Source organism: Desulfitobacterium hafniense DCB-2 (assembly GCF_000021925.1).
In the GTDB taxonomy this organism is placed as follows: domain Bacteria; phylum Bacillota; class Desulfitobacteriia; order Desulfitobacteriales; family Desulfitobacteriaceae; genus Desulfitobacterium; species Desulfitobacterium hafniense.
Window position 1 is genome coordinate 979877 of sequence record NC_011830.1, and the last position, 25124, is coordinate 1005000.

Annotated in this window: 25 protein-coding genes; 13 read left to right on the forward strand and 12 right to left on the reverse strand. The window is 45.0% G+C overall.

Features of this window, described 5'->3' with window-relative positions:
* Positions 1-11 precede the first annotated feature (11 nt).
* Complete coding sequence (locus DHAF_RS04470) at positions 12-995, reverse strand: glycosyltransferase family 4 protein (protein ID WP_015943074.1); 984 nt, start codon at positions 993-995, stop codon at positions 12-14.
* Positions 996-1181: 186 nt separating this feature from the next.
* On the opposite strand from DHAF_RS04470, the gene DHAF_RS04475 reads away from it, so the two are divergent.
* Positions 1182-1760 carry a class I SAM-dependent methyltransferase gene (locus DHAF_RS04475; RefSeq protein ID WP_005807841.1) on the forward strand — a complete coding sequence of 193 codons (579 nt, stop codon included), beginning with the start codon at positions 1182-1184 and terminating at the stop codon, positions 1758-1760.
* Positions 1761-1769: 9 nt separating this feature from the next.
* Here DHAF_RS04475 and DHAF_RS04480 read toward each other — a convergent pair whose 3' ends face one another.
* Positions 1770-2768, reverse strand: coding sequence for a glycosyltransferase family 4 protein (locus DHAF_RS04480; RefSeq protein ID WP_015943075.1), 999 nt, complete (start codon positions 2766-2768; stop codon positions 1770-1772).
* 123 nt (positions 2769-2891) lie between these two features.
* Between DHAF_RS04480 and DHAF_RS04485 the strand changes: the two genes are divergently transcribed.
* The 6 genes from DHAF_RS04485 (at position 2892) to DHAF_RS04510 (ending at position 9032) form a co-directional block, all read left to right on the forward strand.
* Entirely contained in the window at positions 2892-3929 is a 1038-nt protein-coding gene (locus DHAF_RS04485) for a UDP binding domain-containing protein (protein ID WP_005807844.1), read from the forward strand.
* Positions 3930-3950: 21 nt separating this feature from the next.
* Positions 3951-4871, forward strand: coding sequence for an NAD-dependent epimerase/dehydratase family protein (locus tag DHAF_RS04490; protein WP_015943076.1), 921 nt, complete (start codon positions 3951-3953; stop codon positions 4869-4871).
* Positions 4872-5579: a glycosyltransferase gene (locus tag DHAF_RS04495; protein ID WP_015943077.1), complete on the forward strand. Its 708-nt coding sequence runs from the start codon at positions 4872-4874 to the stop codon at positions 5577-5579.
* A gap of 3 nt (positions 5580-5582) precedes the next feature.
* Positions 5583-6302 (forward strand): YncE family protein, encoded by a 720-nt coding sequence (locus tag DHAF_RS04500; RefSeq protein ID WP_005807849.1) that lies wholly within the window; start codon positions 5583-5585, stop codon positions 6300-6302.
* A gap of 329 nt (positions 6303-6631) precedes the next feature.
* Complete coding sequence (locus DHAF_RS04505) at positions 6632-7702, forward strand: GerMN domain-containing protein (RefSeq protein ID WP_015943078.1); 1071 nt, start codon at positions 6632-6634, stop codon at positions 7700-7702.
* Between the two features lie 175 nt (positions 7703-7877).
* Entirely contained in the window at positions 7878-9032 is a 1155-nt protein-coding gene (locus tag DHAF_RS04510; RefSeq protein WP_015943079.1) for a TDT family transporter, read from the forward strand.
* Positions 9033-9159: 127 nt separating this feature from the next.
* Here the strand turns inward: DHAF_RS04510 and DHAF_RS04515 are convergent, their stop codons facing one another.
* Positions 9160-10041, reverse strand: a complete 882-nt coding sequence (locus tag DHAF_RS04515; RefSeq protein WP_015943080.1) for a LysR substrate-binding domain-containing protein — start codon at positions 10039-10041, stop codon at positions 9160-9162.
* A gap of 335 nt (positions 10042-10376) precedes the next feature.
* On the opposite strand from DHAF_RS04515, the gene DHAF_RS04520 reads away from it, so the two are divergent.
* Positions 10377-10976: an SLAC1 family transporter gene (locus DHAF_RS04520; RefSeq protein ID WP_242659980.1), complete on the forward strand. Its 600-nt coding sequence runs from the start codon at positions 10377-10379 to the stop codon at positions 10974-10976.
* Between the two features lie 71 nt (positions 10977-11047).
* Here DHAF_RS04520 and DHAF_RS04525 read toward each other — a convergent pair whose 3' ends face one another.
* Positions 11048-11959, reverse strand: a complete 912-nt coding sequence (locus DHAF_RS04525; RefSeq protein ID WP_015943082.1) for a sugar phosphate isomerase/epimerase family protein — start codon at positions 11957-11959, stop codon at positions 11048-11050.
* 337 nt (positions 11960-12296) lie between these two features.
* Here DHAF_RS04525 and DHAF_RS04530 point away from each other — a divergent pair, with 337 nt between their 5' ends.
* Together DHAF_RS04530 and DHAF_RS04535 are read left to right on the forward strand one after the other, a co-directional pair.
* Positions 12297-13193 carry an HpcH/HpaI aldolase/citrate lyase family protein gene (locus tag DHAF_RS04530; protein WP_015943083.1) on the forward strand — a complete coding sequence of 299 codons (897 nt, stop codon included), beginning with the start codon at positions 12297-12299 and terminating at the stop codon, positions 13191-13193.
* A 34-nt stretch (positions 13194-13227) separates the two neighbouring features.
* Complete coding sequence (locus tag DHAF_RS04535; protein ID WP_015943084.1) at positions 13228-14463, forward strand: NAD(P)-dependent malic enzyme; 1236 nt, start codon at positions 13228-13230, stop codon at positions 14461-14463.
* A gap of 413 nt (positions 14464-14876) precedes the next feature.
* Here DHAF_RS04535 and DHAF_RS04540 read toward each other — a convergent pair whose 3' ends face one another.
* On the reverse strand, positions 14877-16244 hold the full coding sequence (locus tag DHAF_RS04540) for a citrate/2-methylcitrate synthase (RefSeq protein ID WP_005807856.1): 1368 nt from the start codon (positions 16242-16244) through the stop codon (positions 14877-14879).
* Between the two features lie 352 nt (positions 16245-16596).
* On the opposite strand from DHAF_RS04540, the gene DHAF_RS04545 reads away from it, so the two are divergent.
* Positions 16597-18000: a transporter permease gene (locus DHAF_RS04545; protein ID WP_015943085.1), complete on the forward strand. Its 1404-nt coding sequence runs from the start codon at positions 16597-16599 to the stop codon at positions 17998-18000.
* A 98-nt stretch (positions 18001-18098) separates the two neighbouring features.
* Here DHAF_RS04545 and DHAF_RS04550 read toward each other — a convergent pair whose 3' ends face one another.
* The 7 genes from DHAF_RS04550 to DHAF_RS04580 form a co-directional block, all read right to left on the reverse strand.
* Complete coding sequence (locus DHAF_RS04550) at positions 18099-18302, reverse strand: hypothetical protein (RefSeq protein WP_005807861.1); 204 nt, start codon at positions 18300-18302, stop codon at positions 18099-18101.
* 79 nt (positions 18303-18381) lie between these two features.
* Entirely contained in the window at positions 18382-19752 is a 1371-nt protein-coding gene (locus tag DHAF_RS04555) for a B12-binding domain-containing radical SAM protein (protein ID WP_015943086.1), read from the reverse strand.
* Between the two features lie 27 nt (positions 19753-19779).
* Positions 19780-20409, reverse strand: coding sequence for a TetR/AcrR family transcriptional regulator (locus DHAF_RS04560; RefSeq protein ID WP_018306641.1), 630 nt, complete (start codon positions 20407-20409; stop codon positions 19780-19782).
* A 314-nt stretch (positions 20410-20723) separates the two neighbouring features.
* Positions 20724-21083, reverse strand: a complete 360-nt coding sequence (locus tag DHAF_RS04565; protein ID WP_005807867.1) for a GerW family sporulation protein — start codon at positions 21081-21083, stop codon at positions 20724-20726.
* Positions 21073-21795 carry a DUF2953 domain-containing protein gene (locus tag DHAF_RS04570; protein ID WP_015943088.1) on the reverse strand — a complete coding sequence of 241 codons (723 nt, stop codon included), beginning with the start codon at positions 21793-21795 and terminating at the stop codon, positions 21073-21075. Before DHAF_RS04570 ends, DHAF_RS04565 begins: the two co-directional genes overlap by 11 nt.
* Positions 21796-21815: 20 nt before the next feature.
* Positions 21816-22262, reverse strand: coding sequence for a zf-HC2 domain-containing protein (locus tag DHAF_RS04575; protein WP_015943089.1), 447 nt, complete (start codon positions 22260-22262; stop codon positions 21816-21818).
* Positions 22263-22832: an RNA polymerase sigma factor gene (locus DHAF_RS04580; protein WP_015943090.1), complete on the reverse strand. Its 570-nt coding sequence runs from the start codon at positions 22830-22832 to the stop codon at positions 22263-22265.
* A gap of 203 nt (positions 22833-23035) precedes the next feature.
* Between DHAF_RS04580 and DHAF_RS04585 the strand changes: the two genes are divergently transcribed.
* Both DHAF_RS04585 and DHAF_RS04590 read left to right on the forward strand, forming a co-directional pair.
* Positions 23036-23566 (forward strand): RNA polymerase sigma factor, encoded by a 531-nt coding sequence (locus DHAF_RS04585; RefSeq protein WP_041271918.1) that lies wholly within the window; start codon positions 23036-23038, stop codon positions 23564-23566.
* Positions 23567-24955 (forward strand): DUF4179 domain-containing protein, encoded by a 1389-nt coding sequence (locus DHAF_RS04590; protein ID WP_015943092.1) that lies wholly within the window; start codon positions 23567-23569, stop codon positions 24953-24955. It begins immediately after the preceding gene.
* The last annotated feature ends 169 nt before the right edge of the window (positions 24956-25124 follow it).

The following is a 25124-nucleotide window of genomic DNA, read 5'->3' on the forward strand; positions in this document are numbered from 1 at the left end:
AAACTATCAGCCTAAAGACTCAACAAAAAGGCCTCCACCTGATCAGCAGTCCGTTGCCAGGTCCAAGCTTGGGCAAAGGCAAACCCCGCAGAAGCCAAACGTTGACGTTCTCCATCTTGGGTTAGAAGCAGATGAAGTGCTTGTTGAAGCTGATTAATGTCACTGGGGGGAACAACCAGGCAGTTTTCGCCATTATGAGCATAATCCCGGCTTCCCCCACAGTCTGTGGTGATGACTGCTGTCCCGCAGGCCATGGCTTCAAGGGGAGGTAAACCGAAGGCTTCAAAATAAGAATTGTAGACAAAAAGATCGGCTTCGCCGTAGAGAGCGGCCATTTCTTGGTCGCTGGCAGCATAGACAGTACGGCAGGGGAATGAACCTGTAAGCTGCGTCGCTTCAGTAAGGGTTACAGTAACCTCAAAATCAAGACCCTTCAAAAGTGAGAGGGCATTGAAAAAATCCTCTCCTCCTTTCCAGATATACCCTAAAGCAGGATTGCGCAGGATATAAAAAATATTTTTACGACCTGTCTGGGAAGAGCGCTTGGGACAAGGGCGGAAAAGATGGTGATCCACACCACAGGAAATGACGGTGCTGTTCCTGCCGGTTTCTTGGAGGATCAGCTGACGATGCCATTGGGAGATACTTAAGATCGGCGCATCAATGAGATAGCTTTGTTTGGCTGATTCTGTGTCAGGAACCCAGAGAGGTTCATAACCAAGACTTAGGCGAACAACCTTTCCTTTTTGAGAAGCCCATGCCGCTCCAACGGTGGTATAAAAGTTGGGTAGGATAAAATCGCCATAGGGAATATTGGCCGGACTTAATTCAGGCACACGGGTTAATTTCGCACGCAGGGGCCAGACCTGGGCCCCTTTACTGGGCATGATAACTTCAACATCATGTCCTTTATCCGTGAGGGCATTAGCCAGATGATACAGGAAACGAGCTCCTCCGCCCATCTCAAGGCTCATTACCGGTAAAATTATTTTCATCTTAGGTCCTCCTTATTTTAAGTGATAAAGACGAAGGGAGAAATTTGGGGCAGATTGATTCTAAGTGAATACCATATAAAGTAAGCTCTATAGACAAGTAGACCAGCCATCGTTGCAGTTTATTGCAACCAGCGAGCATTGTTGACAACAAGGTAACGGAAAAAAGCAAGGGAAGGATGTTTTGGAATGTCAGTAAAAATTGTTCACCACAAAAATTTTTTAGGAATGATAAAGGAGCTCATGAAAGATGCTCAATCCGTATTAGATATTGGCTGCGGAGTAGGTGCAACTCTGAAGGATTTTCCTTGCCCCATTAAGATTGGTGTAGACGCACATGGACCCTATCTTGAGAAAGCCAGGTTGGCTACCTCCTTTTTACCCATAAAATATGAGGCCCAGCGCATTGGGGAAATCTTTCTAGCCAAATCCGTTGATTGTGTCTCCATGATCGATGTGATTGAACACATGGAGAAGGGTGTAGGGTATGAAGTTCTGGCGCAGGCGGAAAGAATTGCCGTGAAAAGAGTCATTGTCTTTACCCCTCGGGGCTTCTTTAAACAAAAAGCGGAGGATCACTACGGTTTAGGTGGGGAAAGCTTTCAAGAGCATCGCTCCGGTTGGGAAATAGAAGATTTTACCCAGAGGGGCTATCAGGTTATAGTTTTCAATCAGTTTCATGACCAGAGCAACCTGGCCTTTGTAGAGTCTTACGGGAAGGATGCTAAGCCCATGGATGCCTTATTGGCATGGAAAGAGCTCCGTTAAGTCCCCTCATTAATTACGGCTAAGCTGAAAGAGAAATTGCTCCAGGCGATCCGCAGAGTGTCGCCAAGTCCAGGCCTGGGCAGTATGCTGTCCGGCTTGGGCCAGACGCTGACGCTCCTGTGCTTGAGTCAGGAGATGAAGCAAGGACTGGGAGAGCTGCTGAATATCGCTGGGGGGAACGACAAGGCAGTTCTCCCCATTTTTTGCATAGTCACGATTTCCACCATTGTCTGTGGTAACCACGGCAGTACCACAAGCCATGGCTTCCAGTGGGGGCATGGCAAAAGCTTCAAAATAGGAGGTGGAAACAAAAATATCCGCCTGAGCATAGAAAAGTGCCAACTCCGCATCTGTCGTCGCCACGATTGGCTGGTAGGGGACAGGGGATGGATAAGCCGCCCCTTCCGGTGCTACTATCTGGAGGGTAAAGTGGGGAAAGCTTTGGGCAGTGATCCGGATGGCTTCCCAAAAATCATCGCTCCCTTTCCAAGTGTAGCCGTGCTCTTTGGAACGAAGGATATAGGCAATGGTAGGTCCCGTGTTGGCCATAAGGGATTTTTTGGGATGGGGGTGGAAAAGACTAAGATCGACACCGCCTGGTATGATGGTGCTGTCCCGGCCGGTTTCCTGGCGAATAATCTGCCGATGCCACTGGGATATAGAAAGGATGGGAGCATCAATATGGTAGGTGGCTAAGGCGTTTTCCTTTTCCTTGACCCATAGGGGTTCAAAGCCGAGGCTAAGGCGAACTACCCGGCCCTTTTGGGCCCCCCAGGCGGGGAAGACCGTTGGCCAGAAATTAGGCAGAATAAAATCGCCGGCAGGGATAGTGGCTGGTGTCAGCTCCCTGACCCGGGTGATCTGGGTTCGAAGAGGCCAGGCCACTACAGCGTGTTCCGGCAGAACTATTTCCACGTGATGCCCTTTAGCTGCCATTTCGTTGGCAATTTGATAGATAAAACGGGTTCCCCCGGTTTCCAAACTCAATACAGGAATAACCAATTTCATAGTTCAATCCTCCTTCACCCTTTAGTGTATGTCATAAGAGTTGACGAGGTGGCAAAAACAGTGTCAAGAAGAGACGTAATTCCATAACATGTAATATGACCTTTAGGGGAAGGATGACTAAATATGAAAATTGCTGTCGTAGGATTAGGTAATATAGGTTTTAATCTCTTTTCGTATATCAATAAGAAATACCCGAATTCCGTAGTTGGAGTGGATATTGATGCCGGCCGGGTCAATGATTTACGCAGTCAGGGTTATCGAGTGACCACAGATTATCGGGCATTGACGGGCATCGATATCTGGTTGTTGGCACCGTCCACTGGTGACCAAGGCGAAAATCTCTTCGCTGCTTTAGGAGAAATGATCATTTGTCCTGGAGCGTTAATTTCCATTGAATCCACTTTACCGCCAGGGACCATGGAACTTGTCCGCAAGTATCTGGAAGGGAAAGGTTATCGCTGCGGACAGGATGTTTATTTAATTCATGTGCCTCATCGGGTCATGTTTGGGGTCGATGAGACAGTCTGCGATACACCAAGAGTCATGGGTGCTTTCACCCAGGCCTGCCGGGATAAGGGGAGACAGTTCTATGAACCTTTGGTACCGCAGCTTGTGGAAGTAGAGGATGTTCGGATTGCCGAACTATCTAAAGTGGTCGAAAATGTTAAGCGCTATGTGGATGTAGCCTTTGCCCAGGAGCTCTATCAGTATTGTAAAGATCAGGGAATGGACTTTGCAGAATTGAGAAAAGCAGTCAATAGCAAAAGCAATGTAGAACTCCTCGGGACTGATTGGGGTATCGGCGGGGAATGTCTGCCTAAAGATATGCGCTTTCTTCGGAAAGTCTGCCCTTCGCCTTTGCTTGAGGGAGCGGCAATAGCGGACCAGGAATATCGGGACAGAATTCTGCAGCAGGTAGGCACCCATCAAAATGTCCTAATTAAAGGCTTAAGCTATAAAGCAGGAGTTAAAGATCTTAAGCATAGCCGTGGAGTGGATCTGGTCCGGGCCTTGGAAGAGGCGGGGAATACCGTATGGGTAGTGGATCCTCTGTTCACGCCCGAAGAACTGGAAGCCGCCGGCTTTAAAACCGTGGAAAAGTTTGACGAGGCAGACCTCCAGGGTTGGATTGTCCTGGAGCGGGAAAAGGCCTTGAAATAAGTGAAAAGAGGAGCAGTGAGAATGGCAAAGGTTTTGGTTACAGGGAGTAAAGGAACTCTGGGTACCCGTTTGGTAGAGGAACTTAGGAAACGGGGACATGAAGTATGGGAAGTGGACCTACAGCATGATGCTGAGGAAAAATATTTCAGAGCAGATATTGCCAAATACCGGCAATTAGAACGGGTATTTGAACAGGATTACGATTATGTCTATCATTTAGCTGCAGAGTTTGGTCGCATTAATGGTGAGCATTATTATGATACCCTTTGGGAAACCAACGTGATTGGAACACGTAATATATTGGAATGGCAATTGAAAAAGGGCTTTAAACTCATCTTTACCAGTTCTTCTGAAATCTATGGTGAAGCTCAGGAGCCTCTATTAACAGAAGATCTCCCTCAGCAAAAAACTATCATTCAGCATAATGACTACGCTTTAACAAAATGGGCAAATGAAGTGCAAATCATTAATTTTGAAAAGAGATACGAAACTCCGATCGTTCGGCTGCGGCTTTTTAATGCTTATGGGCCAGGGGAATATTACCACCCCTACCGCAGTGTAGTCTGCCTCTTCGTCTATCGTGCTCTTAAAGGAATACCCTATGATGTCTATGAAGGGTATCATCGTGTATTTATGTATGTGGATAATCTTATTCCGACCATTGCCAATGTGGGTAATAACTTTAAACCTGGTGAAGTCTATAATATCGGGGGGACAGAGTATCGCAGCGTCAGAGAACTCAGTGATCTGGTGCTCAAATATACTCAGGGAGATCCGGGATTGATCAGATATCTTCCTGAAGACAAGCACAATACAGTGAGTAAGCGGCCGGATATTCAGAAAGCTGTAAGAGATTTGGGCCACAATCCGAAGATGCTGTTGGAAGAAGGCATTCCCATTACGGTAGAATGGATGAAGAAAATCTATGGGGAGGGACGCTAAATGTCCATGCCCAAAGTGAGTGTGGTTATCCCCACCTATAATCACGCTCGCTATGTGACCTGGGCTGTGGAAAGTGTCCTTCGACAAAAGTATCCTAGTTTAGAAATCATTGTTATTGATGATGGATCCACAGATGATACAGCCCAACGTCTTCAGCCTTATCAAAGTCGAATTAATTATATTTATAAGTCCAATGGCGGGACACCCAATGCCCTTAACCATGGACTCCAGCGGGCTACAGGTGAATATATCTGCTGGCTGAGCGCTGATGACATGTTTTTAAAGGGGAAGCTGGAGAAACAGGTTCAATTGATGGAAGCTAATCCGCAGGTGGGTTTTTGCTATACAAGTTTTATTGTTATTGATGAAAATGGGCTGAAAAAGTATGCAGCAGACTCAGAGTTTTATCCCGCACGTCAAGAACTGGTAGTTAATTTGCTCAGGGGATGCTTTATCAATGGTTCATCTGTTATGATGAGGCGCACTGCTCTTGAACGGGTAGGATATTTTGATGAAGGGTTGCCTCAGGCCCATGACTATGAATTGTGGTTCCGTTTTCTTCGTCATTTCCCCGCCGGCTATATCCGAGAGCCGCTCATAGCCTATCGGTGGCATGGAGAAAATATGAGCCTTCATCCTGATAATGAATGTATTCGTATCGTTCAGCAGAGAGCAAGAGAGCTTTTCCCTGAATGGTTAGGGGGATAGACTATGGCGATATTGACGACAGGAGTCATTGAGAATCCGACTGTGGCGGGGCAAAAACAGACCGCAACACTTTCTGTAAGGTATCGCAATACCGGCCACCTACCGGCAGTGATTCAAATCTGGGGCTATTATCTGCAGGGAAGTAATAAAGTAGAGTATGTGGTTGATTCCATTACTTTAGCTTCCGGTGTGGTCAAGGACACCCAACACTATGCCCAGTTTGATGCTCTGGAATTTCGCTTCATGATCACTTCGCAAGATGTGAAATTAAAAGTCTGGGGAAAAAACGTCTCAGGAACAATGACCGCAATTTATCCCGTACGCCCGGTTGATCCTATATCTTCAGGGCAAATTCATGAACAGGGAAAAAAAGCCACGGAAAATCAGCTCTATGCTATCCATCCGGAAAGAAATTCCGTGGACGTCCTGGATAAATCGACCCGGGCACCTATCATGACCATTCCTGTAGGTATCAATCCTCAGGGAATGGGCATCAACCCTCTTACCGGTCGGGTTTACGTCTCTAATCATGGAAGCAACACAGTCACAGTAATCGATGGAAGCACGAATACTGTAATCGCTACGGTGCTTGTAGGAGCTTCACCTGCGGAGATTCGGGTGGATTCTAAGTCCAATCGAATCTATGTCACCAACCAGGGGAGCGGAACAGTTTCTGTCATCAATGGAACCACTCATACGGTGATGTCCACTCTCAAAAAATAAACCAGATGGATAGATAATGGGTAGATAAAGGAAATCAGCAAAATTATATGAAGATGGGCAGGGCATTGAAAAGGCTTTGGACTTTCCAATGCCCTTTTTATTTTATATTATCATCGCAGTTATGCCGTTTTGATTCTATGTATCAGATTTGCACGCTGATTTAAGTCTATTGATATATGGAGGAACCGATGTAAGAATCCACTAGATATGAAAATAGAGTAAAGATAGTCAAAGCTCAACTGCATGGTTATAATAAGAGGAGTATTAGAATGAGATGAGTCCCATGTTAAGATGATACAATAATGGGCATAAACAAGGAGGTTGCAATCATGAAAAAGCGCACCTTAATGATGGGAGTATTTTCTGTTCTCTTATCGCTGATCTTCTTAGGAGGGTGTGGTACCAATCAGAACAATCCCCCTAATGAACCGCCAAATAACAGTGAACAGCCGGCACAAGAGGATATGCTCGCGAATTGCCTTGCTTATCAGGAGAACACCAAATACGTGTATGAAGGACAGGGCAATGAATATGCCTCCTTTACCACCTATGTGGATTACTTCAAAGGAGACAAGGTGCAGTTGAGGACGAACAACGGAGGGACAGAGACAGTTCGCGTGCTGGGGCTCAACGCCGGTCAGATGATACAGCTTTTAGCCCAAGGAGAAACCTATTACCGGGAGGATCTGACCCAGAGCTCCAAACTTAACAGCAATGGGGAAGTTCTTCTGAAAGAGCCCTTAACTAAAGGTACATCATGGACCTTGGCAGATAACCGTAAGCGCACCATCACTAATGTGGATATGGACCTTTCAACTCCTGCCGGAGCCTACAAAGTGATAGAAGTGACGACAGAGGGTAAGGATAATACAATTATGGACTACTATGCTCCCGGTGTAGGGCTGGTGAAAACGGTGTATAAAGGCTCCGACGGCTATGAAGTGACTTCCACCTTAAGCAAATTAGAAAAGAACACACCTTTGGTACAACAAGTCAAGATCTATTATCCCAATATCGATGACGGAAAAATTCATACTACAAATATTCCTTTATCCTTTAAGACCAACGATATTACCAAACAGATCTTTGAAGATGAGTTTAAAAAGCAGGCGGCCAATCATGGCAAACTCATTGGCGAGAATGTCAAAATCAAGAGCCTTTATCTTAATCAGGATGGCCGGGTCTATGTGGACTTTACTAAGAATTTTGTCACCGAAATGAATGCAGGCGCAGGATATGAAGGAATGATCCTGCAAAGTATTGTCAATACATTAGGCAATTATTATGGGGCTTCGGAAATCTACCTTACCATGGAAGGGGAACCCTACGCATCAGGGCATATTGAGATGAAGAAGGGCGAGTTTTTCAAGGTGAACATGGATAATGTAGTGGAAGGATAATGCTAAAAGCTGCTACCCCTGAGAGTTCAGGCGGAATTAAATCTGCCTGGACTTTCTCTTTAGCTTAGCAGACCTTATTTAGGTATCTTGAGTCTTGTACTAAGAGTGGTTTTATGGTCTAATAAATGCATGACTATTTTAGTGAAACGCTGTTTCGAAAAGGGGGAGCGCTTAAGTGCTTGAACGTCATCCGATTAAATATTTAGCTCCTGCCTGGTTTGCAGTAATCATGGGTACAGGAGGTCTGGCCAATATACTTTTTCTATGGCAGGATTCATTTCCGTTGGGACATCTTTTCAGTATAATATTAGCTGCTTTAGTAGGTCTGCTCTATTTTTGTGTGCTTGTACCCTGGGTGCTCCGTTGGTTTAAGTATTTCCCTTACGCTTACCGTGATCTGAATCATCCTTTGGCAGGAAACTTTTTTGTGACCATGCCTGTAGGTACGGCAATTTTGGGAACCAATATCTATCTCATCTGGAGCAAGTATCTTAGTGAGACCCTGACCTATTCCTTGATGTTCACCTTTTGGATCATTGCTATTATCGGGGTTACTTTCTTTACCTTTTACACCACCTTTAGAATGATGCGGGCGGAAGAGACACCCAAGCCGGAGATGGTTAATTTTTCTTGGATTATGGCTCCTATAGCCAATATGGCCGTTTCCCTGATTGGCAATCCTGTGCTGGAGCTTACCATGAAACTTCATCCTTCCTGGAGTGTATCCGTTCTCCTTATCAATACAGCCTTATTCGGGATCGGCTTTTTTCTTTTTATCTTTATGAGCGCTATTGTCTTCGTCCGTTTGGCCAATCATCCACTTCCCCCTGCAGAGACCATACCCTCTTTCGGAATTTTTCTCAGTGCAGTAGGGCTGGCGGTCAGCGCGATTATTGATGCTTCAAAGAATGCTCAAGAGCTGGGACTTTTAGCTTCCACGGATCTGGCCAACCTTATTGCTGCGGTCATATGGGGGTTCGGTATTTGGATCGTAGGCATTATTGCAATTATCAGTGTATATCAGCTCCGTAAAGGCGGCGGGATTCCCTTTAGTATGGGCTGGTGGGCCTATATCTTCCCCTTGGCAGCCTACACTATATGCAGTCAAAAAATTGCTGTGGTATTCATTACTCCACTTGCTTCAGGTTATACAGCGTTTCTGACGGTTCTCCTTGCGCTTCTTTGGGTGTATACATTTGCGAACACAGTTCGTGGTGCGGTCAGCGGTAAATTTTTCGTTGGAACTCCTATTCAGGAGAATTCGCAAAGAGAAAAATGTCCATCGGCCTGTAAGACTGATTATGGTCAATCAGCCTTTCCTTTAAAATAAAGCGTTGGTTCCTTATCTTTATCAGCTAATTACAATAAAAGTACGGGACAAAGGTTTATTGTACCTTGCTCCCGTACTTTTATTGTGATTAAGAAAAGGTAGGGTGAATGGGTGAATCACCAATACATTAAAGAAAGTGCTTTTCTTTTAAAAAGGTCAATAATTCATGAGCGGCATGGGGAAGATAGCGTCCTTTCTTCCAAACCAAAGCCAGTTGCAGGCATAAGTTCGAGTCTGAAAAGGGTCGGTAAATGATGGTTTCAGAGTTAAGAACCTGGCAGATCTTCGTAGGCAAAAGGGCCAGACCAAGCTTAGCGGCCACCATCTGGGTCATTAATTCACGCTGGGAGGTTGCAAAGGCGATTTCTGGATTAATACCGGCCTTTTTGCATCCAGCAATAATAATATCATGGAGCTTATAGTCGCTGTTGTATAGAATCAGTTGTTCTCCGGCAAAGTCTTTGTAATCGATACATTCCCTCAGAGCCAAAGGATGATTAGGGTGCATAATGACGCTAAGGGGGTCTTGCTCGAACCAAATCCATTCAAAGAGTTCCGGATCTTCCGGTGTAAAAATGCCGAAGTCCAGCAAACCATCTTCAAGAGAGGCTTCAATCTTTTTAGGGCCATATTCGAAAAGCTGAACTTGAATCCTAGGATACTCGCTTTTAAAAGCACCGAGCATATGGGAGAAGGTGGTGACGGCAGTAATAGGAGGGAGTCCGATGTGGATCTTTCCTGTTTGCAGTTGGGCCAAGCCTTCTAACTGAGTGTTGATATTTCTAAAGGCTGCCACAATTTGTTGTGCTTGCTCAAGAACGAGTTCCCCGGCGTCGGTCAGTTTTACATATTTGGTACTGCGATAGAACAGTGCTTTTCCCAGCTCTGTCTCCAGATCCTTGATGGCTTTACTGATTGAGGGCTGGGAGGTATGGGTTACCTCAGCTGCGACGCTGAAACTTTTGTGACGTGCAACCTCGATGAAATATTCTAAATGCCGTATTTCCATTTATCCATCCACCTTTGTATTTATTCGTTGTCTGAATATATCGTATTCGCAACGAGTATTTCACATCTTCAGATTGGATAATTAAAATGGGAAATAGAAGTGTGAAGAGTCTGAAGAGTAGATTCTTGAGATTGGATACCTTTTAAGTATAAGGCAAATTTCTGATATCTTCCAGACTTAGTAAAATTCCGGCACTCCTGAAAGGGTTATGTATATGCTAATGTCTACTTTCAGTGCTTTCCAAGAGGGCAAAAAGAGAAGAAATAAGAGAAGAGATAAATAAAGACGTGAATAAAGAGAGTAGACGGACTTGGTTCCTGGTACCCATGTTATATATGAGTGTTCAGCTTATTGGCAATGCCTGCTTGACAAGGGCGATTGTTCTTAATTTGAAGTGGATATGGCTGCTATTAGGAATAAACATTTTGTTATTCATAGTTGGGCTCCTGTGGTTTCACTTGATCAGTGTACTCGTTGTTATCAGAATTGCTCAGCGGTCGCTCACCTTTACTGAGATCAATATTTTTTTTGTTTTTATACTTGGTGCTGTAGGAGTGACTATCTGTACAATTCTTGATCTGGCTCAGAGCCTGTTCTTTATGGGTTTATTGGATAGTGCACAACCCTTGAAGCTTCTGACTTGCTTCTTCTGGGGATTTGGGGTTTGGATTGTTGGCTTTACCTTTATCCGATGGTGCTATCAGAATCAGAAGAAAATGCCAATCGGAGCGGAATGGGGGATATATATTTTTTCATTCCAGGTGTATACGGTTGCTTGTCACAAGATGGCTGCAGAATTCTTTTCTCCACTTACGTCGGGGGTTTCATCTCTAGTGACCATCCTGCTTATTGTACTTTGGTGCTGTTTTTTGGGAGAGATAGGGCAGAGGTATTTCTTGCATAAATTGTTTTGTGATAAAACAAAAGAGAAGTAGAGTTTAAGTTCGTCAGTTGAACATAAACTCTACTTTTTAGGCTTAAGCTAAGGAACGATTGTATTGAGAACTTATACCTGATCCCAAGCTAGATTTAGTACTCTCTTGGCATTAGCGATCACCAATTCGGGGTCCTCGTCCTCATAGGGTTTGACCTCCAGGCTGACAATGGGCCGATTTTCTTTGTTAAGAAAGCCAATGTCCAGAAGGACGCGGAGGTATTCCACAAGTTCAGCCACATCATTTTCGCTCCCGGGGAAGCCAAATCGCGGGTGTTCATCGCCGTAGACGGGTGAGAGTTTGTCTTTGACAAGTGTATTGCCCATGTGAGCATGGATAATATAGTCTTTTACAGGGATCAGGGATTCAGCCGGTGTTTCCCGGAGTTGGGGCAGGTGGCTTAAGTCCACCATTAAGCCGAAGTTGTCGTATTCCCGGCGAATTTCCTTAGCATATCGTTGGGTGAGTGCCACAGGCCCAATCAAAGAGCATTTGTCAACATCATAGTCAAATACTTCAATAGCAATCTTCATATCCCCCTTGGATTTGGCGTAGGCACATATTTCTTTGGTAGAACGGATCAGTGCCTGATAGGCCTCCTCCTTCCGGGGTTCTTCATATTTTCCGCTGAGGAAGGCGAAATCCTTGGCGCCCATTTCATAGGCTTCATCAATACCTTCCTTTACGTTGGCCAGGGCTTGCAATCTTTCTTCCTCGTTGAGGGAGTTGATGTTCTGCTTGGTGGGCAGGAGCCGGGGCATTCCCGCATACGAGAACTCCATGTGGGAGGTCTCAATAATCTGCCTGGCTTTTTTTCGAACGGCGGGGTCTTTGATCCAGGTCATTTCGACTACTTCAAAGTACTCATCCATGGCAATTCTTCTCAGGGTTTCCAGGATAGGCCCTTCCCCTTTGCTGGTGCTGGGATAAGCCATAAAATGAACGAGGCCTACTTTCATATATTTACGAAAGGATTCATTCATAAGGCAACCTCCTTAAGCCTTAGTCCAGATGTCTTTACAAAAAACTTGTGATTCATCCTTAGAATAAAGAGTTTTCCTGAGGGAGTAAAATAGCCATTTAGAATATTGCGTATTCAAAGAGAGAATAAAGAGAGTGAATCAGCAAACGAATAAGCAAAATGAAGAAATTGCGCAGAGGAGTAATATGAACATGTAATATGAACATGGGAAAAATCAGAGCTTATTCAGCTCCTAAATATACTGTATTCAGAATAGGTATTTTACTTAAGGGAACAGGGTATCTACAATGAAGGCACAATAGGAGTATGAAAGCTCTGATTTAGAAGGGGGAAAGAAAATGGCTATTATGAGATCAGTGCTGTTTGTCGCGGGAAATGATAAGGAGGCTCTGGATGAGGCCTTAACCTATGGAGCAGATGCACTTATTTTGGATCTGGAGGACTTGGTGCCACCGTTGGAAAAATCTAGAGCACGCCGAATGGTGCGCGTGAATATTAAGCATGCAGGCTCTCAAGGAGCCGAGGTATGGGTTCGGGTGAATGCCTGGGAAACGAATATGACTGATGATGACCTGGAAGCCGCAGTATGTGAAGGCCTGACAGGAATCAATCTGACCAAGGTTGCCGGTGCCGGCGATGTACAACGTCTGGCGTGGAGGCTTGAAGAATTGGAACGGAAGAATGGTTTGGCCGTAGGCAGCATCAAGATCTGCCTGCTTATTGAGACAGCCATAGGGGTCATCAACGCCTATGAGTCTTGTGCCGCCAGCCCTCGTGTTGCGGCAGCCATTTTTGGAGCTGTAGATTATACCCGCGATATGCAGGTTAAACTGACCCCTGAAGCCAAAGAGCAGCAGTTTGCCCGGGGTTATGTGGCCGTTGCGGCTCGTGCTGCCGGTGTTATAGCCCTTGATGCACCATTTCTTAATTACACCGATAAAGAAGGCTATGTGCATAACATAGCCGAAGGACGCCAGTTGGGGTATAAAGGCCGGATGATTGTTCACCCCAGCCTTGTGGAGGCTGCTAACCGTCTTTATGCTCCTGATCCGGAGGATGTACAATGGGCCGGAGAGATTAAGAAAGTTTTCGAGGAAGAAGCTATTGCTAAGGGGAAAGCAGCAATCGTTTATAAGGATAAGCTGGTGGATACTCCTGTGTATAGCAATGCTCTCGACATTCTTGCAAATCAGGCTGAGATTGATGCCAAGCTGGGGATAAGCATACAGGAATAATTTTTAGGATTAATGGATAAAGGAAGTGGTTGAAATGTCTTTAAGGGAGAATGCCCTAAAACTTCATGCTGATCATCGCGGTAAAATCAAGATTGCGCTTAAAGTTCCCTGCCGTGATTATAATGATTTGAGTTTAGCCTATTCACCGGGGGTAGCTGAACCTTGTATGGAGATTGCCCAAGATCCTGAATTGGTGAATACCTACACGAACCGGGCTAATTGTGTGGCAGTCGTGTCCAATGGGACAGCAGTCCTTGGTCTTGGCGATATAGGTGCACGTGCAGCCATGCCTGTTATGGAAGGGAAATCCCTTTTGTTCAAAAATTTTGCTGGGGTAGACTCTTTCCCCATTTGCTTAGATACAAAGAATATTGACAAGATTGTTGAAGTGGTCAAATTACTGGAGCCTACCTTTGGAGGGATCAATCTGGAGGATATTAAAGCTCCTGAGTGCTTTGAGATTGAGGAAAAGCTGAAAGCAGTCTATGATGGCCCGGTATTCCATGATGATCAGCATGGTACAGCTGTTGTGACCCTGGCCGCGATGTTTAATGCCTTGAAAATAGTCAACAAGGAGCTGAAAGATGTCAAGATCGTAACCAGCGGAGCCGGTGCAGCCGGCATGGCTATTGTTAAGCTGCTGATGGATTGCGGTCTTCAAAATGTCATCATGTGTGATACCAAGGGGACGATTTATAAGGGTCGTGCCGAAGGGATGAATAAGTATAAAGAGGAAATCGCTTTAAGGACCAATCCCGCCATGGTTAAAGGCAGCCTTGGGGAAGCTTTGAAAGGCGCCGACGTATTTATCGGCATCTCTGTAGGCAATACGGTGACTCAGGAAATGATTCGCACCATGGCCAAAGATGCGATTGTCTTTGCTCAGGCTAATCCGGTTCCTGAAATCATGCCTGAAGAAGCAAAAGAGGCGGGGGCAGCTGTAATAGGAACAGGCCGTTCCGACTACCCCAACCAAATTAACAATATTCTCTCTTTCCCCGGAATTTTCCGTGGGACCTTTGATGTTGAAGCGAGAGAAATCAATGGGCCAATGAAAATTGCCGCTGCGGAAGCAATTGCTTCCATTGTCAGCCCTGAGGAGCTCAGTGCAGAGTATATCATTCCGAAAGCCTTCGACAAGCGGGTGGCACCTGCTGTAGCCGCAGCTGTAGCCAAAGCGGCCATGGAGAGCGGTGTGGCAAAAAGGAAGGTCGATCCAGAGCAGGTTGCTCTGAATTTAACCAGCTTACTTGCCCAAGAGGGCAAATAAGATAGGTACAATTCCTCCTAAATAGTTAAGCAAAGAAGCAGCCTCAGCCATGGCTGTTTCTTTGTCGATCTCACCTTCCTGCAGTGCATTTTCATTAAGTTCAGTGAAGCAAGAGTGCGAAGGCGAAGACAACAAGTTTTATCGTTGTCAAGCTAAAGTGAAAGAACCAAAGTGAAGATGAGGCAAAAAGGGAGCTGTTGCACTGTGAACAAAATAGTTCGCAATGTAACAGCTCCCTTTAAATTGAGAGAAGCCCATATAATTCTATCCTAAAGGCCGAAAGGCTTTTATTACACTATCAAAAAGTATAAGGGCAACCAGCGACTTCGCCTCATCAAGCATGGGTTCAAGGCAAACAAGTGCGAAGACAGTGTCTTCGGGCGAAGCCGGGTTTTCTTTAAGACTTGATGGTGTTATCTTTTATTAAGAGGAACGTATTTTTGACGGGGCACCACGCTCTTATAGGCGGGGCGAATGATTTTGCCGCCATTGACGATTTCTTCGATCCGGTGAGCACTCCAACCGGCGATGCGGGAGAGAGCAAAAATAGGAGTGAACATTTCTAAAGGCAGATTGAGCATCTGATAGACGAACCCTGAATAGAAGTCGACATTGGCACTGACTCCTTTATAAATCTTCGTGTGTTTAGCGATGACCTTGGGTGCCAGTTCTTCCACTTTAGCATAAAGATTAAATTCGTTATCCAGGCCCTTTTCAGCGGCAAGCTTTGAGGCGTAGTGTTTCAGGACAACGGCTCTTGGATCGGAGATGGAGTAGACGGCATGGCCGATTCCATAGATCAGTCCGGAGCGATCAAAGGCATCCTTAAGAAGAATTTTGTCAAGGTAAGCGCTGAGTTCGTCTTCATCCTGCCAATCGGAGATTTTTTCTTTGATATCCTGGAACATCTGAATGACTTTATGGTTGGCGCCGCCATGTTTTGGACCACGTAAAGAGCCTAAGGCCGCTGCTACGGCTGAATAAGTATCCGTTCCGGTGGAGGTGACCACATGGGTAACAAAAGAGGAGTTATTTCCTCCGCCATGTTCCGCATGAAGAACCAAGGCCAGATCCAGAAGCCTGGCTTCCAGCTCTGTATATTTATGGTTAGGGCGCAGCATATAAAGAATATTTTCAGCCAGGCTCAATTCAGGTTGAGGGCTGTGAATAACCAAGCTTTTGTTCCCATGATAATGGGTATAGGCTTGATAACAATAAACAGCAAGGGCAGGGAAGGCGGCAATCAGGCGGATGCATTGCTTAAGTACATTTCTTATGGAAGTATCATCAGGATTGGTGTCATAGCAATAGAAGCCTAAGACACTGCGGGCCATCCCGTTCATAATGTCTTTACTGGGTACGTTGAGAATCATATCCCGGGCAAAATTATCAGGGAGTTTTTGATAGATGTCGAGCAGATTGTGAAAATCAATGAGCTCCTGCCTGTTCGGCAACCTGCCAAAGAGAAGAAGATAAGCTGTCTCCTCAAATCCAAAGCGGTTATCTTCCATAAAGCCCCGGGCAAGATCGGTAATATCATAGCCGCGATAAATAAGCCGGCCAGGTACGGGGACCATTTCCCCTTCATCGATAATATAGGAATGAACTTCACCGATCTCGGTTAAGCCCACCAACACACCTCTACCATCTAAATCACGAAGTCCGCGCTTGACTTCATACTTGTGGTAAAGTTCCGGGTTAATGGGACCTTTCTTAATGGTGAGTTCACTGAGTCCGTCCAGCATACTTTCTTCAAAGTTTTTAAGGTCAGTATTTTCCATAGCAACAACTCCTCTTATTCGTTTTTATCTTATATTTTTTGGTATGGTAGGCTTATTATTAAGCTATACAGCCTGCCGAAGGCAAGAAACTGTTTGCAGACAACTTTATATACATTATGAGTTGTCAGTAGAAATTAGTCAAGTAAATTCTTATTGACAGAGAAGCTCAGATTATACGGCACTCAGGTGAACACTTAATATTATATATGATATCCGGATGAAAAATAAGAAGGTGCATAGGGATATCAAATGTATACATTAATTGGTTGAAGTCTTTTTTGAACATGTCTATATTAAGTATAGGAAAACTGCTCTTAGCAAAAACAGTATAGAAACTTGGAGAGAAATAAAGATGGAACTCAAGAATATTACCGGCAAAGCACTTACTCGCATTCGCAGCCTTCTGACCTTTGGTCTGGCAGTGACTTATTTGGGGAATTTGCTTATGCGATCTCAGGCTTTGGAAGATCTCATTATAGTTCTGATGATTATTGTCATTCTTCTTGGCTTCACAGCGGTTACGGGTTCCTCGAAGATCATCGGCTACCTGTCCTTTGCTGTTAGTATTGCTTTACTGCTTTATTTTGATGCTCCTTTGAGTGTCTGGCGGCAAGCTCTGCAGGATAATCTTTTTCTCGTTGTGATGTTCATTATGGTGCCCCTTATGGGAATTCCCATTCAACATGGAGGATATACCCCAGCCCTTCAGAGTCTTTTTGAACGTCATGTAAATTCCAATAGCCGTTACTATTTACTGGTCAGTTTTTTATCGGCTTTTATAGGAGTATTAGTCAGTCTGGCGGTTGTTCCTCTGGTTTATCAGGTCTGCCGCAACAGCAGCCGCAGTTCCGATCATAAACTTTTAAGCTCGGCAATCAGCCGAGGTTTCAGTACATGTATTATTTGGGCTCCGACCACTGCGGCGGTTGCCTTAGTGGTTCAATTAACAGGGTCCACCTGGTTGGCTTTTTTCCCTTTAGCAATTTCCTGCGGAATTATTGTCGGTGCGGTCGGTTTCGTGATGACGGTTTTTGAAGAAAAGCAAAAGAAAAAACAAGAAAGGTCCTGCCCTGTAGAGGACGTGCCCTTAGGGGGAGACTTTGACCTGAGAAAACTTATTGAATTAGGCGCTTTTTCCATCGTCTTAATTATAGGAATAGGGGTTATTTCCTGGGTTAGCGGAATTTCAGCTATAATCGTAGTCTCGGTTCTGGCTTTGATCTATCCGATGATATGGCTGATCCTGATCAAACGTCTTCCTGTATTTTTCCGGGAGTTTAAAGGAGATTATTTTCATAACCGGCTCCCCTCCATTAAAAATGAGATGATTCTGTTTGTCGGCGCGGGATTATTGGCCAATAGTATCAACTATTCCCATTTAGGAGACTATGTCCCGCAGATTTTATCCTATCTGGTGGGACATAATGGGCTGCTTTTGACGCTTGTGATTATTGGGTCCACACTCTGCTTGGCAGCTTTAGGAGTGCACCCCATTGCTACAGTGACCATCTTTGGCGGAACAATAAAAGCAGCGGCTTATGGGGTTTCTCCCACTTACCTTGCTCTTGTGCTTGCTATCAGCTGGGCTATGGGAACCTCCATCTCACCTTCAGCGGCCAACGTCATAGCAGTATCCAGCATCGTTGGCGAATCCCCTCTGCAAGTGGGTATCGGCTGGAATGGGCCTTATGTTATCCTGGCTACCCTGGTCCTGGTCGTTTTCCTGACCGGTATGAGACTCCTTGGGGTGTTGTAAGAAACATTTCATTCCGCTTTGGGGAGATAGAGCGTAAGCGTCCTCACCCCGCCGTTATGGCGAAGAGAGGACGCTTTGAATTAGTATCGGTACCAATATTACACATCCTGATCCCTGAAGATATCGTCTAATGTGGCAGCGGTTTTTCTTTCTTGGGCCGGGGTGCTCATATCTGTTTTTACCCTCTGGACAGCATGTAATTCGCTTCTTAAAATCCAATCAAGCACATCGTCTAGATAAGATAAGCGATCATCGGGTATTTGGTCAATTAAGTCATGAAGTTTTTCCCGGGAGATCGTCATGTCGGTCACCTCACTTCCATGGCTCTATGGGTTATTATATGGTATTGTTCGACAAGAAGTGAGGCGCTTATATGACCGCTTAAGATTCTTTTGCTTGATGCCATTGATACCCTTTTCGCACATCGCCTACGACTCCATAGAGTTCCTTCATGGTAGACAATCTTCTTTGGCGGTCAAACTTGGCAATGAACCTGAAATAACGGGGAATCGGAGTAGCCTTCATAAGGGTGCGGGCATATTCACTGTAAAACTGTTGAAGTGGCAGAGCAGTGGGCAATACCGTATGCATAAAGTCAAAGAATTTGGGATCATGAGTGAGAAGCCGGTCCTTGTTCTGCTCGTAAAGTGCTGTTCCCGGTAAAGGGGTAAGGACGGAGAGGGCGGCATAAGCAATATTGAGTTTGCGTGTATAAGCAATCAGCTGAGCGAATTCTGGGCGGGTAAAGGAAGGATCGATGACAAAAGAAGCATAGATATCGATGTTAAGGTCATTAAGAATCTTTACCGCTTCTTCCTGTTGGGCCACTGTGATGTTTTTATTAAGGCCTTGCAAGCGCTCATCGGAAAAGCTCTCAAAGCCGACGAAGACTTGGATTAAGCCGATGTTTTTCCACTTGGCAAATAGTTCAGGATGTTTCACAATGGTATCTACCCGCCCATAGAGGAAATACTTCTTGCGTATGCCTGCTTCCTGGATTAGGTCGGCTAGTTGATCCATTCTGCGTGTGTCACACATGGATTCGTCATCGCAGAAAAACACGATTTCTTCTTGAATCCCTTGCAGCTCGGCAACGATTCGTTCCGGACTTCGTTGTAGATATTTTCCGTTGGTGATTGACCAGAGGGCGCAAAAATTGCACCGTCCAAAACATCCCAAAGAAGTCCGGATCGAGGCGATGGGCTTCATCCAGTCACTGAAATAATGACTGCGGTAACGGGCGGTTAAGGAACGGTCGGGGAAGGGCAGATCATCCAGAGGCGTATAGGGGCGCTCCGCTGTAAATTTCATGACTGCTCCCGGTATGGCCAAGCCCGGTATATCCTCGAAGGGAAGCCGAGATTCTTTGTGCTTCAGAATCTGGCGCAGGGTAAAGACCCCTTCTCCTATCACGATTAAGTCGATAGCCTGGTCGTTATAGTCTGCAGGTTTTACAGTAGCGTGATGACCGCCTACGATGATAAACACATCCAGATTGATCTCCTTAAAGCGGGCGGCAATGGCTTTAACAATGTTTAAATGGTTGGTATATCCTGTTATGCCCACGATGTCCGGTTGAAAGGAGTGAAAGGCCTTTTCAAAATCCGGCTCCAGACGGGCGTCGAGGAGAAGTACCTCATGACCATCTTCTTGCAAACCTGCCCCAAGGTATTCCAATCCGAGAGGCTCATACATATACACTTTATCCATAAAGGCTGTGCTGCTGGGAGGCTGGATCAATAGTACTTTCATTAGCTGTTACCTCATTTCGCTTTATTTTCAGCGTTTATTTTCAGCGCCATTCATGAATAGATCAACCATTGCTCCAAGATGCTGATCAGGATTCCAGGAATCACCCTCTAAAATCCAGACCATAAATTCCATGACATACATAATCTCAAGATGCTTGGCCAGGTATTCTGTCGGGAGATCCCGACGGATCTCACCAGCTTCCTGGCCGTAGCCAATGATTTGGGCAAGGACCTGATCCATACCGCTGTTCTGATAAGCTTCGGGTTGTAACATGGATTGAAACTGATGAACAAAGTAGACCTGAAGGAGTTCGCGGTATTGGCGGTTCCATTCAAACTGGCCGCGAAAATACTCATAAATTTTGGAGCGGGTAGTTGATAGTTTAGCCAGCATGTCCAAAACCTGATCCACAAACTGGTGGCTCATGCTTTGGAAGAACTCAGCCACAATAAGTTCTTTAGAAGGGAAATAATTATAGAGTGTCACTTTTGAAAGATCCACGGCTTCAGCAATTTGCTCCATTGTCGTAGCATCATAACCTTGAGTTTGAAAAAAATGAATGGCTGTCCTGAGGATGCTCTGCTTTGTCTCCTCTTTTTTTCGCTCCCGCCGGCTTAAAGTAGTATCTTTATTCATCATAGCCCCCTTATTTTTCATCAGATAGAATAAAATCTGAGATTGTTTAACTTGATAAATAAGATTACTGTATAAAATATTTTACCGAGTTAATTTATATATAGTATATAATATTCTTTCTTCTGTGTAAAGTGAATCTCTTAAGTAAAGAGGGTAAAGTGGACTCTTAAGTGAAGTGGACCCCGGAATCGCCTAAGTAGGTTAAGCTCCATAACGTTAGATGCTTATGGAGGATTTAATGGGCTATATGTTGGTCGTAAATGAAAAAACGCGGCCATCGGGCCGCGTTTGGTTTGACAGAATGTTGCTTTAAATTGTTTTCAAGTGGTTAAAGCTTAATCATCATCTTCCTTTTGTTCTTTTACCTTATCGACAATTTCCGGAACCATATCCAGAAGTTTTTCTAAGCCGCCGGCTTTCTTGATGGGAAGGAGCTCGACTTGATCGCCTTTGATGACGAGGACAGCTGTGGCACTGATTTTAGCCCCTGCGCCGGCGCCGCTGCCGGTGCCGTCGTTGCCTTTCTCATCTTTGCCACCGCCGCCGCCTGTGCCCAGGCCGAAAGTGATGTCGATAAAAGGAATAATCGTGGTCTCGCCGATTTTAATCGGTTCGCCGATCACCGTTTTGGACTTGAGAAAGCTTTCCAATTTTTCAAAAATCGCATCGATGTTTTCTTTGGTGTTAATTGACATATTGAGGACCTCCTTTAGATTTCCTTGGTTTTTTGAAGATTTTGGGGATATAGATACTTCTAACTGGTTTAGAGAGCAGGAACCCTGCCATCATCAGGAGAAGAGCGGGAATCCATACTCTGCCGCCAATTAAAAATTGCCCTTCAAGACACTCTTCATCGAACACCGGCTGCACATGAACACCATGTCGATGAATCAGGAAATGAAACTGACTGAGCAGCCCGTAAAGCAAGCCGGTCATCATCGGATCACTGAAGCCTATTTTGGCTGAAACAGATAGAGTATGAGGCTGAAAATGTTTAAGCAGCTTGACCAGGGTTGTTAGCGCCTCCTTAAGGATGTCCGGCTTTAAAAATTCCTTAAAGGAAGATTTCTTCTTTTCTTTGCTATGTTTGTGTTCCTCTGACTTCCCGGGAGGAGGGAGGCTTCCTTGCTTTGGCTTGCCGGGAGGTGTTGGGGGCGCAAAGGAATGCCTGAACCATCCCAAAACAGTAAGATGGACTCTAAACCTTCCGGGAAAAGTACGGCTAAAATCAATCTTTATTCCTCCGAAGAGCCAGATAATAGAGCCTTCTAATAGGCTCTGTTCATATTTCTCTCCGGCTACACGATAGTGGTAAGGCACGATGATTAGGATCAGACATAGAAGAAGGACAGCCAAGAGAAGATAACCAAGGATTTGCAACAGGAAGCCAAGTATGGATAAGAACAATAAATCACCTCCAAAGTCTGTTATTTAGCTTTGAGTAATTTGGTGCTCTTGAGCAGACCTTTTGACACTAATTTAAGGACTGAGGGAGTAGCTTTTAAACCTTCTTTAGCCAGGTGGTTGCCGGTTTTGACACCGGGTACGTAGTCGAGGAATTTGCTTGCTGACTTTATATTTTTACGCTGAATCTCCATTAGGGTCGTGAAAGTGCTCTGAGGAGAAGGCTCGGAGACTTGCTCAAGGAGGAGGTCTTTAAGCTGATCCAGTTGCTGATCCAGTTCATGGGGAAGCTCGATTTCGTAGATAGATTTATCGTTAAGATCCCAGAAAAGAAGTTTCAGCTCGTTGAGCTCTTTCCGGCATTCCGGGCAGTTCTTAAGGTGTTCATCCACCAAGAGCTTTTCCAGGGGATCTATGGTACCGTCCAGCAGATCCTGAAGGAGTAGTTTATCCAATCTACAAGTCATCATTTATCTCTCCCATAATCCGTCTTTGCTTAAAGATGTCTTAAGGCTTTTGCGCCCTCTATGTAAATAGGTCTTGACTGTTCCTAGAGGAACTCCCATAATCTTAGCGATTTCTTCATATTTCATACCCTTCATATGCCTTAAGATGAGAGCCATACGTTCCTCGGCAGGAAGGGCGTGAATGGCTTTGGTCAGGGTCTCTTTTGTATCCAGATATAAAGTTGCTTCCTCGGTCTGATTGCTGGAAGGAAGCAGTTCCTGGATTTCCTGACCGCTTTCATTGGTTTGATTTAAGGATAGGATGTCCTTTTTATCTCGGAGATAATTGAGGCACTTATTGACCGTAATCCGTTTAATCCAGGGGAGCATAGAAAAGCTGTCATCGAAACGATCCAAGGACCTAAAGATGGACAGAAAAACCTCTTGGGTTAAATCGAGAGCATCTTCCTTGTTTCCGGTATAATGGTAGGCAATCGTGTAGATATATTTCTTATACCGATCGTAGAGAAGCTCCAACCCTTGGTTTTTATTTTTTCTATAAACTTTCAGGAGGGTTGTATCTGAAGCATCCAAAGCTCGGATCATCCTTCTATGTTTTATCTCACTTATTAATACACAATACAGCCCATAAAGTTTTGATGATCGCCATTTTTAAAAAAGTTTTTTTAAGACGGGAACCTTTTCCTGCACATAATCATCTATCAGGTGTCTGGACAAATAAACCATACCGAGGTGACAAAGATTTGGAACGGGTGGAAACCGAGGGGGTACCCCATATGTTTACGAACACCATCTTCAACCGCAGCAGGGCGACAACCCATGAGGATAAGGAGAGATTTTGCACCTACATACATGATTACCAATTAAATATGTTTCGATTAGCGAAGAGTATCGTTCACAATGATACAGATGCCGAGGATGTAACCGGTGAAGCGATTCTGAAGGCTTATCGGAATTTGAGCGAGCTTCGCTCCTTTGCCAGTTTCAAGCCCTGGATTATGAAGATTGTCGTTAATGAAGCCTATTCCTTAGCCAATAGGCGTAAGAAAGTCATGTATTTGGAAGAACTGGAGGTTCCTGAAGAGAGCGCTGAAAGCGTGATGCGGGAATCAGGGGAGTTGTGGGCTGCCGTGGAGAAACTTGAAGATGAGTTTCGCACGATAACCGTACTTTTTTACTATGAGGATATGAGCATCAGGGATATCGGTAAAACTTTAGGTTTGCCCACAGGCACTGTAAAGTCACGGTTGGCCAGGGCAAGACAAAAATTAAAAGTGCTGTTAGTCAATGAAGGGGGTATGGAATAAATGGAACATCGCAACTTTGACCAGTTCCTAAAAAATCAGGCCAAGGGTGAGCCGATTAATGTTCCCCCAGGATTTGCGGAAAGGATGGATTCGATTATGGCTAATTTGCCGGAGAAGACCCAGAGAATGAGAAGGATACCTAAGAAAATTCTTCTGGTTGCGGCAGGCTTTATCGTATTTGCTTCGATGTCGGTGGCTGCTTCTCCTTTTGTCGGTGAGATGACCAGCGGTGTTATCGGCTATTTTAATGCTCCGCGGGATTTCAAATATATCTCCAAGCAAGCGGTTTATGAGCAGTATAACAGCCAAATGGGGGTCTCTGTCAGTGATCAGGGGATTAAGGTCACTGTGGATAATCTGGCGGTGGATGATAACTATATTAACGTGTTCTATACAGTTAAGAGTGAAAAGCCTATCCGGCTCTTGGGCGATGAGGAGACTATAGAGCAGTGGCGTATCAATTGGACCGCCCCCCATTTCTGGTTTAAGGAGGATGGGCGTTATATTGAACCTCCTGCCCAAAATGAGATCGATGCTTATCTGGAAGATCCTTATACCTTAATAGGTATGCAGCGTTTTGCTGTGGTGGGGACGTTAGAGGATACGGTGAACCTGGAGATTTACGCCGATGAGATCTTTGGCAAGGAAGGGCGTTGGCATATTCCTTTAAGTGTGGACAAGAGCAGTGTTGCCGTGGAAAGCTTAACGGTTACTCCCAAGCTGAGGGCTAAGGTGAGCACAGGCTGGAATGGGGAATATAAGCATGATATTACTGTTGAAAAGGTGTCTATCTCTCCCTTTGGCAACCAAATTGTGCTTAGTGAAAGAGCAGAAAATACCTTTTCTCAGTTTGCTCTTCGGGATGAGCAGGGCCGGTATCTGACGGTCATTCCTACGGCTACCTATGGAGGCAATTTCTTCATAAAAGTCACCAACAACTTTGAGTTTATCGGGGGCAAAACGGATATGAAGGAACTGACCCTTATTCCGATCGTTACGGGGGATGAAGACGATGGACTGCCGGCCCCCCAACTGATGAGTGCGGAAATCGGGAGTTATCCGATTTTTATGCCGGAGAGCGAATTGGGCGGCTATGTGATGGAGGATCTGGAGCTGACCTCTGAAAAAGCGGTGGCTACTTTCCGCCAAGAGGGGGCAGTCGGGATCAGTAATCCGGATCTGAGGCTGTTGGATGAGAATGGTGATAATTTGAGCTTTACGGCTTTTTATGATGACAGTTATGACCGGGAAACAGGGAAAATCACTATTACCCTTACTTTTAAAGATGTCAGTGAAGAAGACATCGCCAAGGTGAAAAAGGTTGGATACTATACCCATCCTATGAAGCTTAATGAGCATGAAGCAATTAGGATTAAACTTGCCGAATAGGCTAAAAGCTGTTTTGGGGATGGCCGGACTAGGGTTCGGCCATTTTCTGTACTCTGGTATAGGCAATTATGGGAAACCTGAAGGATTATTCTTGAGCATTGGCTTAATATGGGGCTATAATAGGTTCTATCAGGTTTAATAGCTGTGAAATATATAAGCAGAAGGTATC

What these genes read in the sequence shown, in the direction of transcription:
- DHAF_RS04470 (WP_015943074.1), bottom strand. Translation starts at nt 995, where the DNA reads ATGAAAATAATTTTACCGGTAATGAGCCTTGAGATGGGCGGAGGAGCT.
- DHAF_RS04475 (WP_005807841.1), top strand. Translation starts at nt 1,182, where the DNA reads ATGTCAGTAAAAATTGTTCACCACAAAAATTTTTTAGGAATGATAAAG.
- DHAF_RS04480 (WP_015943075.1), bottom strand. Translation starts at nt 2,768, where the DNA reads ATGAAATTGGTTATTCCTGTATTGAGTTTGGAAACCGGGGGAACCCGT.
- DHAF_RS04485 (WP_005807844.1), top strand. Translation starts at nt 2,892, where the DNA reads ATGAAAATTGCTGTCGTAGGATTAGGTAATATAGGTTTTAATCTCTTT.
- DHAF_RS04490 (WP_015943076.1), top strand. Translation starts at nt 3,951, where the DNA reads ATGGCAAAGGTTTTGGTTACAGGGAGTAAAGGAACTCTGGGTACCCGT.
- DHAF_RS04495 (WP_015943077.1), top strand. Translation starts at nt 4,872, where the DNA reads ATGTCCATGCCCAAAGTGAGTGTGGTTATCCCCACCTATAATCACGCT.
- DHAF_RS04500 (WP_005807849.1), top strand. Translation starts at nt 5,583, where the DNA reads ATGGCGATATTGACGACAGGAGTCATTGAGAATCCGACTGTGGCGGGG.
- DHAF_RS04505 (WP_015943078.1), top strand. Translation starts at nt 6,632, where the DNA reads ATGAAAAAGCGCACCTTAATGATGGGAGTATTTTCTGTTCTCTTATCG.
- DHAF_RS04515 (WP_015943080.1), bottom strand. Translation starts at nt 10,041, where the DNA reads ATGGAAATACGGCATTTAGAATATTTCATCGAGGTTGCACGTCACAAA.
- DHAF_RS04520 (WP_242659980.1), top strand. Translation starts at nt 10,377, where the DNA reads ATGAGTGTTCAGCTTATTGGCAATGCCTGCTTGACAAGGGCGATTGTT.
- DHAF_RS04525 (WP_015943082.1), bottom strand. Translation starts at nt 11,959, where the DNA reads ATGAATGAATCCTTTCGTAAATATATGAAAGTAGGCCTCGTTCATTTT.
- DHAF_RS04530 (WP_015943083.1), top strand. Translation starts at nt 12,297, where the DNA reads ATGGCTATTATGAGATCAGTGCTGTTTGTCGCGGGAAATGATAAGGAG.
- DHAF_RS04535 (WP_015943084.1), top strand. Translation starts at nt 13,228, where the DNA reads ATGTCTTTAAGGGAGAATGCCCTAAAACTTCATGCTGATCATCGCGGT.
- DHAF_RS04540 (WP_005807856.1), bottom strand. Translation starts at nt 16,244, where the DNA reads ATGGAAAATACTGACCTTAAAAACTTTGAAGAAAGTATGCTGGACGGA.
- DHAF_RS04545 (WP_015943085.1), top strand. Translation starts at nt 16,597, where the DNA reads ATGGAACTCAAGAATATTACCGGCAAAGCACTTACTCGCATTCGCAGC.
- DHAF_RS04550 (WP_005807861.1), bottom strand. Translation starts at nt 18,302, where the DNA reads ATGACGATCTCCCGGGAAAAACTTCATGACTTAATTGACCAAATACCC.
- DHAF_RS04555 (WP_015943086.1), bottom strand. Translation starts at nt 19,752, where the DNA reads ATGAAAGTACTATTGATCCAGCCTCCCAGCAGCACAGCCTTTATGGAT.
- DHAF_RS04560 (WP_018306641.1), bottom strand. Translation starts at nt 20,409, where the DNA reads ATGAAAAATAAGGGGGCTATGATGAATAAAGATACTACTTTAAGCCGG.
- DHAF_RS04565 (WP_005807867.1), bottom strand. Translation starts at nt 21,083, where the DNA reads ATGTCAATTAACACCAAAGAAAACATCGATGCGATTTTTGAAAAATTG.
- DHAF_RS04575 (WP_015943089.1), bottom strand. Translation starts at nt 22,262, where the DNA reads ATGATGACTTGTAGATTGGATAAACTACTCCTTCAGGATCTGCTGGAC.
- DHAF_RS04585 (WP_041271918.1), top strand. Translation starts at nt 23,036, where the DNA reads ATGTTTACGAACACCATCTTCAACCGCAGCAGGGCGACAACCCATGAG.
- DHAF_RS04590 (WP_015943092.1), top strand. Translation starts at nt 23,567, where the DNA reads ATGGAACATCGCAACTTTGACCAGTTCCTAAAAAATCAGGCCAAGGGT.